Raw genomic sequence first — 14,767 nt, forward strand, 5'->3', positions numbered from 1 at the left:
ACAGAAACTATATGAGTGAGATGGAATTGATTAGAGCGGAGATCAGGTTTGAGAGACGATCGATCACAATAACAATATCATGATATTGTTATTGTGATCGATCGTCTCTCAAACCTGATCTCCGCTCTAATCAATTCCATCTCACTCATATAGTTTCTGTGCATAATCATTCTCCAGCCAGATCGCTAATTCCAACATAAAAGTCATATATTTACACGTTATCGTCCCGCAATTCGCAAATTGCAGGCCGTAAAAACAAGATTCTGGCCGCGGATTTTCATCCGCCCTCAAATATTCATATACAATTCAACACAACATATATTTCATATGTTTCTGCATATATATCTATATAAATATATGTTTACGGAATCCTACCAGATCGAAGGTGTGCTCCCCTCTTCCTCTGGTTGTATAAATATTGCTTCTTGCGTCGACGATTCATAATCTTCGCAACCCTTCGCCTCATCAGGGCTGTATCTGCACGAGCTGCAAGAACGTACATTTCATAGAGACCCATTTGAACACACCTTTTCTATCACGCGACGCAGTTGCGACCGTGTTATGATCTTCATCTCTCTTTCCCATCTGCCTTTCAGCTCGATGGGCATTGCAACGGGGCACTGAAAACTGCCACCTGTGGAAAATAAAGACACTTATCAGTGCCCCGCATCAGCGGTTTGTGCCTGTCAAAGCATGCCTTTCAGCCAATGCGTTTCGGAGAAATAGAGAGGCCCACCACAAACCAGATTCCATCTCTCCTCCGGTCATTGCCAGACGACTTTCCCTGCCAGACCCCGGAATATGAAAGCGACGTCTTTCTCTCATACAACGGCAATCATTCAGATCCGAAACAGGGATAGTATAGGTCAGGCAAACAGGATGGGGATGAGTGGGGAAATTAAAAAGTGAGAAACCAGACGGAACACATCTGGGCTGCGTCGCAACATAAGTCTTAATAACTAAATTTGTGCATGCTTTGTTCTTGCTAACAAGGATAAATCCTGGCAGGATGGCAAAAAAATACCCAGCGAGGACAACATGAAAGATTCGATCACCGACTTTTCTAGGTTACGCCAACAGGTCGGAATTAGCCTCGAACAGCTGGCTCCCATCGTGGGCTTCAGCCTTTCCACGTTGTATCGCTGGGAACGCGGACAGCAGGAACCAAGACAAGCTGCCATAGCCGTCCTGCATGGACTTCTGAACGCGCGCGCCCAGGTCGTCAACGAAAATCCAGCATTTACCTTCATTGACCTCTTTGCGGGCATCGGCGGACTGCGCCGCGGGTTCGACCACATCGGTGGGAAATGCGTATTTACTTCAGAATGGGATAAGTATTCACAGGCAACTTACAAGGCAAACTATCGCAGCGACGATCATGAAGTCGAAGGTGATATCACGAAAGTAAACGCCGCTGACATCCCGGCACACGACATTTTACTGGCAGGCTTCCCATGTCAGCCATTCAGTATTGCCGGCGTAAGTAAGAAAAATGCCTTAGGCCGTGCCCACGGCTTTGCAGACGAGACACAGGGAACTCTTTTCTTTGATGTCGCACGCATCATAAAACATCACCAACCCAAGGCCTTTTTGCTTGAGAACGTGAAGAACCTTGTCAACCACGATAAGGGACACACATTCGAAGTGATCATGAAAAAGCTGAAGGAAGAACTCGGTTACGACGTGGAAACCCGCGTCATAGATGCGAAAGGATATGTTCCCCAGCACCGGGAGCGAATTTTCATCGTCGGCTTCCGCAGGGATCTTGGTATCAAATTCTCCTTCAAAAACTTCAACATGCCGGATTCGTACGCAGGGCCGAAGCTCAAGACAATCCTGCACCCGGAAGACGGATCAGAAGGGCCAGACAAACATTATACACTGGGCAACATTGGTAACGTCTCAGAGCGATACATCCTGACAGACCATCTATGGAGGTATCTGCGCGACTACGCCGCGAAGCACGCCGCCGCCGGAAACGGATTTGGTTATGGTCTCGTAGGCCCAGGCGATGTTGCTCGCACTCTTTCGGCACGCTATTACAAGGACGGATCTGAGATCCTGATCGATCGCGGTCCCGCCCTCAATCCGCGCCGACTCACACCTCGGGAATGCGCACGACTCATGGGCTTTGACGAACCGGGCAAGGCCGAATTCGTGATACCGGTGAGTGACACCCAGGCATATCGTCAGTTCGGTAATAGCGTCGTCGTGCCAGTTGTGAAAGCCGTAGCCAGCCATATGCTACCCTTTATCGAGGAGGCGTTGGCCTGCGCAGCAAATGGGCGAATGAAGCTCAGTGCCTGATACTCACCGCCCCAAATGGCGCGCCTTGGACCATAAGGTCAATTGCCTGACCAACTTCCTTGGTCGCCTCCTCCCAAGAGGCCGCCGACGATGTGTTGTTTTGCCATGACTGATGTGGTCGATAGCGTAACTCGTAGTCGAATGATGTCAGGTATCAGGAGCAAAAATACAAAGCCCGAATTGGTCATACGAAAAGGCCTTCATGCGCTGGGTTTCCGCTACAGGCTGCACCCGAAAAAGATTCCTGGTAAGCCAGACCTGTGGCTGCCCAAATATGGCGCCGCCATATTTATCCACGGTTGTTTTTGGCACGGGCACAACTGCTCTCTTTTCAAAATACCTGGTACCAGGCAAGACTTCTGGAAGGCCAAGATCAATACGAATCGCATCAGAGATGCGCGCGTCAACGAGTTACTGGCCGACGCCGGTTTACGTCGACTGGAGATTTGGGAATGCGCTTTTCGGGGACCAGGACGTATCGGGCTGGAAGAGACTCTTGCACGGACAGCCGAATGGCTCCGTGGAGAAGAGATTGGATGTGAGATAAGGGGGACGCGATAAATGATGGAACTGGGTGATTGGCTCAGCGAGTATAGCGGGCCGAATTACACATGGTACGTCAAGCGATTGAGCGGCAATGATACACTTGCCAATAAAACACACCAGGCGGGTCCGTATATTCCCAAAGAATTGCTGTTCGAAGTACTTCCGGGTCTCGCACGTATTGACGTAGAAAACCCCGATCTTTGGTTTAATGTGTACATTGACAGCCATGCCGACGCCCGCCAGATCCGAGCAGTCTATTACAACAGCAAGCGTCACAAGAAACAACCGAACGGTCGCGATGAAACACGACTGACGAATTGGGGCGGTGGCGAATCGGCACTGCTGGATCCCGAAAGCACGGGCGCGTTGACCATATTCGCTTTCTCGGTTGAACCAAGTGTCACACCAGAATGCCATGTCTGGGTCTGCCGGCATGAGACAGAAGAAGAACTCGTCGAGGACCGCATCGGCCCCATCGAGCCGGGTAAGTCGATAGTCCAGCCTGTAGGCGGTACGATCCAAGCCAGCCTGTTCGAGACTACTGTCCGCGCCAGTTGTTGGCTGACGCCGGATGAGATTCCCACCGCGTGGCTCACGAAGTTTCCAAGCGGAGTCGAAATAATCGCCAAGGCAGCCGAACTTCAGTCCCATGGCAACCTTATGCCTGATCTGCGGCTTATGAAGCGACGTGCCTGCGAATACGAGATATTCCGTAGCGTAGAGGAAGCAGTCGAGATGCCGCTTATAAAAGCTGGCTTCACCAATATCGATGGCTTCATCTCTCGAGCGCAGACAATCCTCCAACGCAGGAAATCCCGTGCCGGAAGATCACTCGAACTCCACGCTCGCGAGATTTTCATGGAGGAAAAGCTCGTAGAGGGAACCGACTTTTCGCATCAGCCCGAATCTGAATCGGGTAAATCTCCAGACTTTCTTTTCCCTTCCGAGGCCGCCTATAAGGATACAAATTTCCCCTCAGAAAAACTTAGAATGTTGGCGGTGAAGACGACCATGAAGGATCGCTGGCGTCAGATCCTCAATGAGGCCAATCGCGTGGAGCATAAGCATCTGCTTACGCTGCAGGAAGGAATATCGGAAACTCAATTCAGAGAGATGATCGATGCAAAGGTTACACTAGTTGTGCCAAAGCCAATAATTGAGAAATTTCCGGAATCCGTTCAGCCGCACCTCCAAACCCTTGAATCCTTCATAGGCGACATGCGTCTGCTGCGACTTTGATAGCCGGAAATCAGTTGGAGCAATTGTGGGTTAAACGTCAGGCAGTACCCGCGTTGGGTGTGCAACAAGCAGGCAGAATCAGCCACGTTGTTGGAGCGAAGACAACAATGCGTCAAGCATCAAGTCGCTGTATTGTTTACTTTTTCTTTCTACTAAGGGAAATATTTCTAGTCTGACGAGAAAACACGAATAAGGATCAAGACTTGAAGGTCATCACAGGAACCGGATTTGCCGCTGCTGCCCTGCTTTTTTCAGGCTCTTTTGCATTTGCCGCACCCACATATCTCAGCTGTGAATTCGCAGGTTCGAAGGGAACCCCTCAGGTGTTCAATTTCGCTCTCGACGAAGCCGCCGGGACATTTGGAGTTTATGTCCCGGCTTCTGGCAGTCAGAGAATGGAGAAAGGCGCCTTTGCCGGTGGTAAAGCGAGCCTGAATGAAGGCTCGGTGGCATGGGAGATCGATATCGCCAAGGGTTCGGTCATCCGCGATAAACGCATGGTTGGCGAGAAGGATGGCGGGACCTGCAAGACGATCTCGCACGCGCAGAGCGGCTTTGAAGAGTAATTGCAGTTCTGGACGAGACCGCGGAACAGGGAGCTGACGGCACGGCGCATCTATAGCGCCTTGGCGAAGCGTTCCAGTTTGCCCAGCGTTTGCTGACCCAGCTCCACGGCACCGAAACCCTTCGCTTGCTGGAACTCGGCTTCCGTGCTGAACACCATGCCCAGCACAACTTTCGTCGCGCCATTCTGATCTTCGAAGGAGGCCCAGGCGTCGGCATGTTTCGGCCCGTTTTCGCCCCACAGCAGCATATAGCCGATCCTCTCTTCTGGCCGGACCTCGACATAACGATGATGGTTCGGGAAGACTGTGCCGTCAGGGCCGATCATGTCAAAGACCCATTCCCCGCCGGTCCGCAGATCAATCCTCTTCGTGCGGCACGAAAACCCTTCAGGACCCCACCATTGCGGCAGCGTCTTTTCGTTCATCCAGGCTTTCCAGACGATGTTTCGCGGCACCTTTATCGTTCGTTCCAGCACCATGGTTCGCCCGGCCACGCTAGCCAGATTGTTGAGACCGGCGCTGAAACCTTGTTGATAGCCATCGCGCATATCCTCGGCCAATGAGGAAAGCTGCACCGTTACGGTCAAGCGGCTACGCTCTTCCGCCGCCTGAAAATCGGCAGTGACCAGCGCTGCCGACTGGGTTACGCCCCCGGAGGAGACCACCTCGTAATTCACGCTGCGGCGGGTTGGCTGCAGCTCCAGCCAGCCGCATTCACAGCGAATATCCGGCTGGCCGGCGACCTTGCAGAGCGAGACTTCGCGACCGCCCAGCCTGCTGTCCGCCTCCAGGAATTCCACGGTGACCGAGGGTGAGGGAGAGGCCCACACCGCCCGGGCGGCGGGTGACAGCCAGACCTGCCAGAGAGCCGATAGCGGAACGGCAATCTCCCGTTCGAAGCTGAGCGTCGCAAAACGATCTTGCGGCAGATGCGGTTCAGCGTGTGCGCTTTTTTGACCCGATTTCGTTGTCATTGTGAATCCTCCTTCATGGCCTGCATTGCAAATGCCTCCAACCGGTCAAGCCGGCTCTCCCACATGGCCCGCTGCTCATCGAGCCATGTCCTCACCGGCTCCAGCGCTTCGGGCACTATCGCGCAGGTGCGCACCCGCCCATCCTTGGACGTGATGATCAGCCCCGCCTCCTCCAGCACGGAAAGATGCCGCATCACCGTGGGCAGACGCAGCCCCGTGGGAGCGGACAACTCCATGACCGGTGCCGGCCCGCCGCCGAGGCGGGCCAGAATTGCCCGCCGCGTTGGATCGGCCAGAGCCTGGAAGATCAGTGATAGCTCCTGATGATGCTTAGTCATCCTGCTAACTATCATGCTTCATCGCGACGGAGCAAGGGAAAACTTAGCAGATCAACTAAGTTTTATCCGGAGGAATGGCACCGGGGATGAAATGTCCGTGCGTCTCCCGGCCGTTCGTTTGGGTAACCGAGCCTTTCCCCTTCTTGCGCCTGGCGTTCGGCAACCGGCGGCGGATGCAACTGCTGGGTCGGAAACAAGCCATCAAAAGTTGCAGAAAAAGATTGACTCTCGCAGCTGCCTGAGTGAGCTTCGCGGGGAAAAGACGGGGAAAATATCAAATCATCATGTCACCAGAACGCTTTAATCAATGCCTGCGGGTCATCCGCTGGACGCCGATCAATATTGCGTCCGCGCTGCAATGCGAACTTTCGTGGATCGAGGCACTGGAGGCGGGCAATGAGGAGGTTCCCGCTGGCCTGGCCACATGGCTTGAAACGCTTGCACAGGCGCATGAAGCTCTCCCGCCTCCATCAACCTACAGAGGAAAACGGTCGGCATTCTGATGCGGCCGATAGCTCTTAATCTTCACCAACAACTGGATTACTCGAAATGAAATATGTCATAGCAGCTCTTGGCCTGATCAGCTTCTCAAGCCCTGCCTTCGCGGCCTCCTGCGAGAAGAACTTCGCTGTCTCCGGCGTGCCGATGGTGACGGCTGTCTCTTACAAATCATGGCAGGAATTGCCGAAGGCGAAAGCGCCCGCCGTGCTTCAAAAGCTCGCTCAGGCTGTGGCAGCGGAAGGTTTTTCCGGCATCCAGATCAACAAGGCGCTGTCCTCGATCGATGCGCACCAGGAGACCAGCGGCAGCGGCAGAATTCAGACGCTGCGGGTTGTGGCCCGGCAGAAAGGCGCCGGCGTGCGGATCGACGCTGTTTTCAACATTCAGGCAAGACAGATTGCGGACAAGAACGTCATCCGCGAGGGCATCTGCAATATCATAAACGGCGTGTGAAGTGCTGTAGATAAGACTATCCTTTCGACGGAGCGGGCCAGCCGCTTCGTCTGCATTGGCCTTGGCGTGACGGCCGCTTCTGCGGGTGGCAACAGGAAGCAGGCCCGGGCCTCACCATTCATTCGCAGTCTCTATGATGGTAGACACCGACATCGGAAATGGCACGCCGCCGGCTGACCCGGCACGGGCGGTGAACCAGGCGCTGCTCCGCGCTGTTTATGACGATGCTTATGGTATGGCGGGCGAACCCGGAATCTGCGATGGGTGCAGGCAGGGATAGTGTCCGTGGCCGGAAGCGCGCCATGAAGCGACGGGGAAAAAATGCCGATCTATGAACTGGCTGCCGTGGGCGCCGCAACCTGCTGGGCGATGACCGGACTTCTGGCGGCGCGTCCGGCGGGGCATCTGGGAGCGCTCGCCTTCAACAGGACGCGGCAGCTTTTTGTCGCTTCCCTGCTGGGGGTCTATGTTCTCGCTTCGGGAACCTGGCGAGAACTGCAGCCCGAGGCGCTTTCGGCGCTTCTGCTATCCGGTTTCATCGGCATCTTCGTTGGCGATACGCTGCTGTTCACCTGTCTCAATCGGGTTGGGCCACGCCGCTCGGGAATCCTGTTTGCCCTCAACGCCCCAATTGCCGCGCTGCTGGGATGGGCGGTGCTTGGCGAACAGCTTTCCGCAACAACTGTCACCGGCATAGGCCTGACGCTGTGCGGTGTTCTGCTCGCAATCCTCTTCGGCAAGCGCAAGGCGCAGCTGCACGAATGGGAAAGAGTGAAGGGACCACTCTGGCTCGGCGTGCTGCTGGGCCTGCTGGCCGCGCTCAGTCAGGCCGTCGGCTCGCTGATCGCAAGACCCGTCATGGCGAGCGGGATCGATCCGATTACCGCGTCCATGCTGCGCGTCGGGGTCGCGGCGCTCTGCCTGACGGCGCTTACCATGCTGCCCATCAAGGCAGTCCGGCCGAATGGCCCGCTGACGAAGAGCATTTTCCTGCAGACGGCGCTTACCGGCATCATTGCCCTTGCGTTCGGCATGACCCTGCTTCTTTTCGCGCTTTCCGGCGGCAAGATCGGCATCGTCTCGACGCTGTCTGCGACAACACCTGTCATCATCCTGCCATTGCTCTGGCTGAGAACACGGGAATTGCCGGCACCCGGCGCATGGGCCGGGGCAGCACTGGTCGTGGCCGGCATGGCGCTGATGTTCTGGAAGTGACCGAAGCCGTCGAAAGCGCCGCAGATGACGCCGCGCGCGCCACGATATACCACTGCAAATAATGTCCAGCTGTCCCGGCGGCACACTTGCGCGGCAACTTTCGCGTGTCTAAAAGACGCGCAAAGTTAATTCGCATTACAGAGGACCAATTTCGTGGAACAGGAAAACACTCCAGTCGGCAAGGGCCGGCGCAAGGCTTTATGGGCAGCGGTTGCGATTATTGCCATCGCGGCTGCAGGTGTCATCGGTGGTAAAGCCTTCTACGAAGCAAAGGTCGACGAGCTGATTGCCCGCAGCGGCGCAACGGCGCGTTCCGTGGACGTCGATTTTCTCGGACAAATTCATATTCGCGAGCTGACCCTGCCGCTTGAAGACGGCAAGAAGATCCAGATTGCCGCTATCGACGGGCGTCCCAAACTTCCTTTCCTGGAAGGCGCGCTCGATATGAATGGCATCGATATTGACGTGCCGACCGGCAAGATCTCCATGGCGCATGCCCGTGTCGAGAATGCCGCTTTCAAGCAGGCGACCTCGGCAGCGGCATCTGGCGATGGCAATGCAAACTCCCTGTCCCGGCGCCTGGAGCGCTTCGCAGCGACGCGCATTTCCACGCCTGAACTGACATTCACCCAGTCTATCGCCGAGACCGAGCAGAAGACCGTATACAACAACGCGGCGCTCTCAGACATCGCCGATGGCCGGGTCACCCGCTATACGATCGACAATGCCAGCTATGACATCAAGATGGCTCTGCCGGATAGCACTGGCACGATGGAAAAGAAGCACATGGTCGTCTCGACAGGTGCAATAACCGGCCAGGACTTCGACGCCGCCTACCTTGCAAGGCTCTACACGGAAAAGGCGGGTCCCGAAGACAAGGATGCAAAACCTCTTTACGGACCACTCTCCGTCAGCAAGGTTTCCTTCTCCGACGGTGACGGTCAATTCAGCTACGACGAAATCCGCAGCGACGGCTTTACCGCTCGCATGCCGGCCGAGCCGCTGCTGGAAACCCTGAAGGCGCTGACCGCAACCCAAAATGCGGATGAGCTTTCACCGCAGGAGCGTCAGGCATTTTTCGGCAAGGTCGTGTCCATTCTGGACATGATGGGCAAGAGCAACATGCAGCTGCTGGGCTTCAAGGTGGACGCGCCTGATCAAAGCGAAGGGGCGGACGGCAAGCGGGTCAAGGCCACCATCGAGCGCATTGACATGCAGATGGACAGCCGCAAGCTCGATTTCGGCCTGAACGGCATGTCGATTGGCGATGGCGACGGCAAGATCGAAGTCGCCGAGGCAAGCCTCAAGGGCTTTGACTGGAGTTCCACAATCGAAGGTCTTTCCCAGATCGTCGGTTTCGATGAAACGAAAATCGAGACATTTCCGTTCAATCGGCTGATACCGGAACTCGGCAGGGTGCGTGTCGGTGGCATCAACGTTGATATCGCCGCACCGGAAAAGACCGATGAAGAGGCCGCAGGCACGCCTGAGCGCATCAAGTTCACGCTCAAAAATTTCGAGATGGGACTGACCAAACCCTTCAATGGCATCCCGACCGATATCGAGATCAGGCAGGAGGACCTCTCCCTGCCCATCCCGGCGGATTCGACGGAGGAAGTTTTTGTTGAAGCGCGCAAACTGGGTCTGGAGTCACTCGCCTTGTCTTACGCCCTCGCCGCTGGCTGGGACGAACCCAACAAAAACCTGCTGATCCGCGAAGTCTCGCTCAGCAGCAAGGATATTGGCAGTGTCAATTTCTCCGGTCTGGTAAGCGGCTTCACGGAAGAGTTTTTCTCCTTCGACCTTGGTCGCGCCCAGGCTGCGCTTTTCGGGATTGCCGGTCGTGAGGTAAAATTCACGATCAAGGACGAGGGCATGATGGCCAAGGCGATCAAGCTCTATGCCCTGCAGAACGAGATGACCGAGGATCAGGTGCGTGGCACATTGACGTTGGTTGCCAACGTGATGCTGCAGCAGGTGGCCGCCGAACAACCGAAACTCCAGGAGGCGGTGAACGCACTCGTCCAATTCATCAACACGCCGGGAACCTTGACCGTCACGGTCAAATCGACAGGCCCAAATGGCCTTGGCCTTTTTGATCTGGCTGCAGCCTCCGAGAATCCGATGCTTCTTCTCGACAAGGTGGATATTCAGGCAACGGCGGAATGAGCCGGCCTATCAGCCGCCAATTGTCTCGAGCTCAGTTTCCTGAGCTTGAGATAACCTGAATATACATTCAGCCGCCCCATTTCGGGGCGGCAATTGAAATTTGAATAAAACTTTTTATTTTGTAATCAATAATTTACGCCGAAAATTAAAAGTCAAACATTAAAAGAAATCACAGACGTGAGCCTGAATATCCTGGCTGTGAACAATCCAAAGCGCAGTCCCCCAATAAGAGCAGGCTTTACGCTCCACTGCGCCGATTAAAAGACAGATTTGCGGAAAAAGCCCCGGGGGGCCGGATTTTTCAGTAAATTTGCGTTAGATAAGCCAATCTGTTTCAATCGAAAGAAGGCCACATTGCCGATATTCGAGATCATCATTGTTTTTGCCGCGCTGCTGGCAGTCGGCCTTCTGGCAATCCAGCAGATTGTAGCCCAGGTCCGGGAATATCGGTTTTACAAAAAAAACGGTGGTGATTTTTCTGTTGATAGCGGCGTGGATTACCTCCGGCTTGATAAATCCCTTTATTACAACAGCCTTCGCCTCACGAACTGGCAGCGTTTTTATCTCTTTCGCCCGGCCTGTATCATCATGCTCATCGCATTTCTGGGCATGATGCTCGTGGCCCTGTTCTGAAGAGCAAATTGTGCTTTTAAGGGCACAATCATTGCGAAGAGGAGTGTTGTCACCGGTCGCTCTCGGAATCCTGAACGAAGGTTTCAATCGCGTCTTCTGACAACGAGAGAATACGACCGGCAGCAAATCGTTGCACGGAAACGGCACCCTCATCGCTGCTTTCGAAAGCCAGGTCGAACGTAGAAGAAAGGACCCGTGCCCACCCTTCATCGTAAACGGTACCACCGACATGGATTATACTCATTGATCGCCAGTCGACCCGCTGTTTGGTTTCCGGATCAGTAACCACGGCACTGCCGACGCGAATTTCCCGGGTTGCCAATCTCACCTGGTCAAAAATGGGTTCAAGCTTGAAACTGTAAGTGCCGCTTTCCGGATACACGAGTTCGACGACCGACGCCGGCGAAGAAACTCTGATGCGGAATTCTTTTGTGAGGGGATTCGCGTTGCCGCCACTCTCCTGCAAGGAGTGCCACTCGCTGTCAGAAACCGGGCGAGCTGCGACGATAACCGCACCACCTTTTGTAAGCATCGGCTCATCAACGGTGATACTCAAACGCGTCGAAAGCTCGGGCTCGTCCGAACCCCAGGATTGCAGTCAATAAATGGCGAAAGCCTGCAAAATCCCCCCACAAAATTTGGTGAGGGAAGCGCCAATCAACGGCGATCACGCTGCGGTGGTCTTGCGCCAGCCGCTTAAGCCAAAGGCGATTCGTAATGCTTGTCGTATCGTTGTCGATATTCCAGCCCGGCCGCACGACACAAAACCGGCCGATTGAAAAATCGCATTCCGGTCCATCGCAGCCCCCTTGAAGGACGCTACGATGGACCATAACCCCGTCTTACCGACCATACTGGTCCGCCACAGATAGGCCGGACCGGACGGACGGGATCTTATCGAGCGCCGGCAAAAAGCCAGACGCTTTCACGGGGAATATCCACCCAGACCGGGCCTTCCGGCAACGCCTTCGCGCCAAAGGCCTTGGCGGCGAAGTCGCCGGCCTTCAGGCGGTATTCCCAGCGGTCGCCAAGATAGAGGCAGGCATCCAGATGCATTTCCCTGCGGTTCTGGCCGGGGTTGTCATGCACGGCGATCTGCTCGACGCGGATGACCGCCTTGTCCTCTTTTTCTTCGTTCCTGCCGAAAACAATGCCATCAAGCTGCCAGTTTGGCCCGTGAATGCTGGCATCTTCGCCCAGACCGCGTATCTCGCCGCTGGCGACATTGTTTGCGCCGAGAAAGTCCGCCGCATAAAAGCTCTTCGGCTTTGTATAGATGTCCTGCGGTGTGCCTTCCTGAACGATGGCGCCGTTGCGCAAGAGCAGGATATTGTCGGATGCGGCGAGCGCTTCCGACTGATCATGGGTGACGAGAACACCGCATATTTCCAGATCAAGGATGAGCTTTCGGATCCAGTAACGCGCCTCTTCCCGCAGCTTCGCGTCAAGATTGGAAAGCGGCTCGTCCATCAACAGGACACGCGGCTCATAGACCAGCGCGCGGCAGATTGCGACGCGTTGCTGCTGGCCGCCCGAAAGCTGATCGGGATAACGCTCGGCAAGATGGCCGAGACCGATCTTTTCCAGCGTCGCCTGAACACGTTTGCCGGCATCCACCCGGTTCACGCCACGCAGCTTCAGGCCATAGGCGACATTTTCCATCACTGTGCGATGCGGCCACAGCGCATAGGACTGAAACACGAGGCCGATATTGCGGTTTTCCGGTGCAACCGTCAGGCCCTTGCTGCCATCGAGCATCGGTTTTCCGCCAATGCTGATGAGGCCCTGTTCGGGCTGCTCGAGCCCGGCAATGCAGCGTAGCAGGGTTGTTTTGCCGCTACCCGACGCGCCGAGCAGGGAGACGATCGAGCCGCGTTCGGCAGTGAAGGATGCGCCCTGGAGAATATGCAGGCCGCCGAGATATTTGTGAACGTCGCGAACAGTAAGTTCAGTCATGGATTTTTGCTCCCAGACGAAGGGCGAGACCGAGGCCTGCGCCGGTAAGAACGATGCTGACGAATGCCAGCGCGGCAATCGTGTCCATTGCGCCGGACTGGATCATGGAAACCATGAGCGAGCCGATGACTTCGGTTCCGGCGCTCATGAGATAGATGCCGGTGGCATAGTCGCGCAGGAAAACGATCATGATCAGCGCCCATGCGCCGACGAGACCGGGGCGCACGATGGGAATGACGACGTCACGCCAGGTCTGGCCGATTGTCGCACCTGTCGTGCGCGCAGCCTCCTCCAGTTCGGGGCTGACCTGAATGAGCGTGCCCTGCAACAGCCGCAGACCATAGGAAAGGCCGACGATGAGATAAGCGATGAACAGGCTTATGAGGGTCGTGCGCAGCGGCACCAGGAACGGAATGAACAGGAACAGCCAGAAGAAGGCGAGACCGATGATCAGGCTCGGCATGGAGCGCGGCAGAAGAACCATGTAATCGAGAACGGTGTTGGACACGTCCCGATTGCGGTGCCCCGCAAGACCGACGACCAGATAAAAGGCGACAGCCACGGCGCCGCCGACGACCGCCAGTATGATGGTGTTGAGAACACCACGATAAAGGCTCGGAACCTCGAAAAGCGCATTGAAATGCTTGGTGGTGAGATGAGCGAAAGGATTGACGCCCTGCCCCCACGCATCGACAAAGGCGCGCAGGATAATTCCGCCGATCGGCAGAATGACCGAAAGGAACAGCCAGAAACCGATGATGGAAAGCGCGATGATCTGGCCGGCGCGCCCCAGCCGCATGACGGTGGTGCGCGAACCTTTTCCGCCAAGGGCCGCATAACGGCGGCTGTGGCGCAACAGCCGGCGCTGATACCACACCAGCGGCAGGGTCAGGAGCACGAGCAGGACAACGACGACAGCCATCAGCTGATAGGTGGGGACGCCGAAAAGTGTCGTGAGCTTGTAGATATAGGTGGTGAGGACGTTGATGCCGCTCGGATCGCCAAGCACCAGCGGCACGCCGAACATTTCAAAGCCGATCAACAGGTTGAGGGCGGTGGCGAAGATGAGCGCGGGCAGCACCATGGGTACGGTGACATCCCAGCACACACGCCAGATGGGCGCGCCGGTGATGCGGGCCGCCTCTTCAAGATCGGACGGCAGGTTGCGCATTGCCGCCGACACGTAAAGATAGACATGCGGGACATGCGCCAGCCCCGTGACAAGCACGATGCCGCTCAGGGAATAGATGTTCCACGGCACGAAACCGATGATGTCGCGCACGAGGATCGAGACGAAGCCGGACGGCCCGATGGCGACCGTATACCCGAAAGCAAGCACCAGCGCCGAAATGAACATCGGAACCAGCACGATGATTTCCAGCGCCTTGCGGAAATGCACATCGGTGCGGGTGAGCAGGAAGGAGAGCGCCGCGCCCAGCGGGACGGCGATCGCCACCATGCCCACGGCCATGATGACCGTGTTCCACAAGGCGTCGTAAAACATCGGGTCGACGAGAATATATTCATATGCGCTCAGGCCGAGGCTGGCGCTCGGGCTGAAGAACGGACCATCGAGAAAGCTCTGATAGATGATCAGGCAAATGGGCGTCAGGACGCACAGCGTCAGGAAACCGATGACGAGCCGGCGGAAGAGCAGCGCTTCGCCGGGCGGGCGCGGCGTCTCCAGCCGCGGCTCGCGGGATAGTTCTCGGGGTGGGTTTTGGGTAATGGTATCCACCGGCATGGGTTGTAACCTCCGGGAAACAGACGTTTGTTGAATGGATTTTCATAAGAGTGGCAGGACCGCGGCCATGGGCCAGACACCGTCCTGTTGCCTTTTAAAAAGCTCGGTGCCTGGCCCCGTCCTGGG

General features: G+C 55.9%; 14 protein-coding genes. 9 read left to right on the forward strand and 5 right to left on the reverse strand.

From position 1 onward, the window contains the following. The first annotated feature begins 1,038 nt into the window (after positions 1-1,038). The 4 genes from dcm to CFBP6623_RS15255 all read left to right on the forward strand — a co-directional run bounded on the left by dcm (position 1,039) and on the right by CFBP6623_RS15255 (position 4,658). On the forward strand, positions 1,039-2,307 hold the full coding sequence (gene dcm, locus CFBP6623_RS15240) for a DNA (cytosine-5-)-methyltransferase (protein WP_046800494.1): 1,269 nt from the start codon (positions 1,039-1,041) through the stop codon (positions 2,305-2,307). Between the two features lie 105 nt (positions 2,308-2,412). Then, positions 2,413-2,868, forward strand: coding sequence for a very short patch repair endonuclease (locus CFBP6623_RS15245; RefSeq protein WP_046800493.1), 456 nt, complete (start codon positions 2,413-2,415; stop codon positions 2,866-2,868). Beyond that, a complete protein-coding gene (locus CFBP6623_RS15250; protein WP_200960447.1) occupies positions 2,869-4,092 on the forward strand; it encodes a type II restriction endonuclease in 1,224 nt (407 codons plus the stop codon). It abuts the gene before it with no gap. A 203-nt stretch (positions 4,093-4,295) separates the two neighbouring features. Next, positions 4,296-4,658, forward strand: a complete 363-nt coding sequence (locus tag CFBP6623_RS15255; protein WP_046800492.1) for a hypothetical protein — start codon at positions 4,296-4,298, stop codon at positions 4,656-4,658. Between the two features lie 50 nt (positions 4,659-4,708). On the opposite strand, the gene CFBP6623_RS15260 is transcribed toward CFBP6623_RS15255, so the two are convergent. Together CFBP6623_RS15260 and CFBP6623_RS15265 are read right to left on the reverse strand one after the other, a co-directional pair. Further along, positions 4,709-5,632 (reverse strand): SRPBCC family protein, encoded by a 924-nt coding sequence (locus CFBP6623_RS15260; protein WP_046800491.1) that lies wholly within the window; start codon positions 5,630-5,632, stop codon positions 4,709-4,711. Next, a complete protein-coding gene (locus tag CFBP6623_RS15265) occupies positions 5,629-5,970 on the reverse strand; it encodes an ArsR/SmtB family transcription factor (protein ID WP_046800513.1) in 342 nt (113 codons plus the stop codon). The genes CFBP6623_RS15260 and CFBP6623_RS15265 overlap by 4 nt, the downstream gene beginning before the upstream one ends. Positions 5,971-6,254: 284 nt before the next feature. Between CFBP6623_RS15265 and CFBP6623_RS15270 the strand changes: the two genes are divergently transcribed. From CFBP6623_RS15270 to CFBP6623_RS15290, 5 genes are all read left to right on the forward strand, one after another. Further along, the gene (locus tag CFBP6623_RS15270) at positions 6,255-6,473 is read left to right on the forward strand and encodes a hypothetical protein (RefSeq protein ID WP_046800490.1); all 219 of its coding nucleotides are present in this window, start codon (positions 6,255-6,257) and stop codon (positions 6,471-6,473) included. A gap of 46 nt (positions 6,474-6,519) precedes the next feature. Next, entirely contained in the window at positions 6,520-6,924 is a 405-nt protein-coding gene (locus CFBP6623_RS15275; RefSeq protein ID WP_080842754.1) for a hypothetical protein, read from the forward strand. Positions 6,925-7,245: 321 nt separating this feature from the next. Further along, positions 7,246-8,139, forward strand: coding sequence for a DMT family transporter (locus CFBP6623_RS15280; protein ID WP_046800488.1), 894 nt, complete (start codon positions 7,246-7,248; stop codon positions 8,137-8,139). Between the two features lie 153 nt (positions 8,140-8,292). Next, positions 8,293-10,308: a hypothetical protein gene (locus tag CFBP6623_RS15285; protein WP_046800487.1), complete on the forward strand. Its 2,016-nt coding sequence runs from the start codon at positions 8,293-8,295 to the stop codon at positions 10,306-10,308. Positions 10,309-10,662: 354 nt separating this feature from the next. Beyond that, positions 10,663-10,941: a hypothetical protein gene (locus CFBP6623_RS15290; RefSeq protein ID WP_046800486.1), complete on the forward strand. Its 279-nt coding sequence runs from the start codon at positions 10,663-10,665 to the stop codon at positions 10,939-10,941. Positions 10,942-10,990: 49 nt separating this feature from the next. On the opposite strand, the gene CFBP6623_RS15295 is transcribed toward CFBP6623_RS15290, so the two are convergent. From CFBP6623_RS15295 to CFBP6623_RS15305, 3 genes are all read right to left on the reverse strand, one after another. Beyond that, a complete protein-coding gene (locus CFBP6623_RS15295; protein WP_175415500.1) occupies positions 10,991-11,497 on the reverse strand; it encodes a hypothetical protein in 507 nt (168 codons plus the stop codon). Positions 11,498-11,835: 338 nt separating this feature from the next. Continuing rightward, a complete protein-coding gene (locus CFBP6623_RS15300) occupies positions 11,836-12,897 on the reverse strand; it encodes an ABC transporter ATP-binding protein (RefSeq protein ID WP_046800484.1) in 1,062 nt (353 codons plus the stop codon). After that, positions 12,890-14,641, reverse strand: a complete 1,752-nt coding sequence (locus CFBP6623_RS15305; RefSeq protein ID WP_232370439.1) for an ABC transporter permease — start codon at positions 14,639-14,641, stop codon at positions 12,890-12,892. The genes CFBP6623_RS15300 and CFBP6623_RS15305 overlap by 8 nt, the downstream gene beginning before the upstream one ends. Positions 14,642-14,767: the final 126 nt, after the last annotated feature.

The organism is Agrobacterium tumefaciens (genome assembly GCF_005221385.1).
In the GTDB taxonomy this organism is placed as follows: domain Bacteria; phylum Pseudomonadota; class Alphaproteobacteria; order Rhizobiales; family Rhizobiaceae; genus Agrobacterium; species Agrobacterium tomkonis.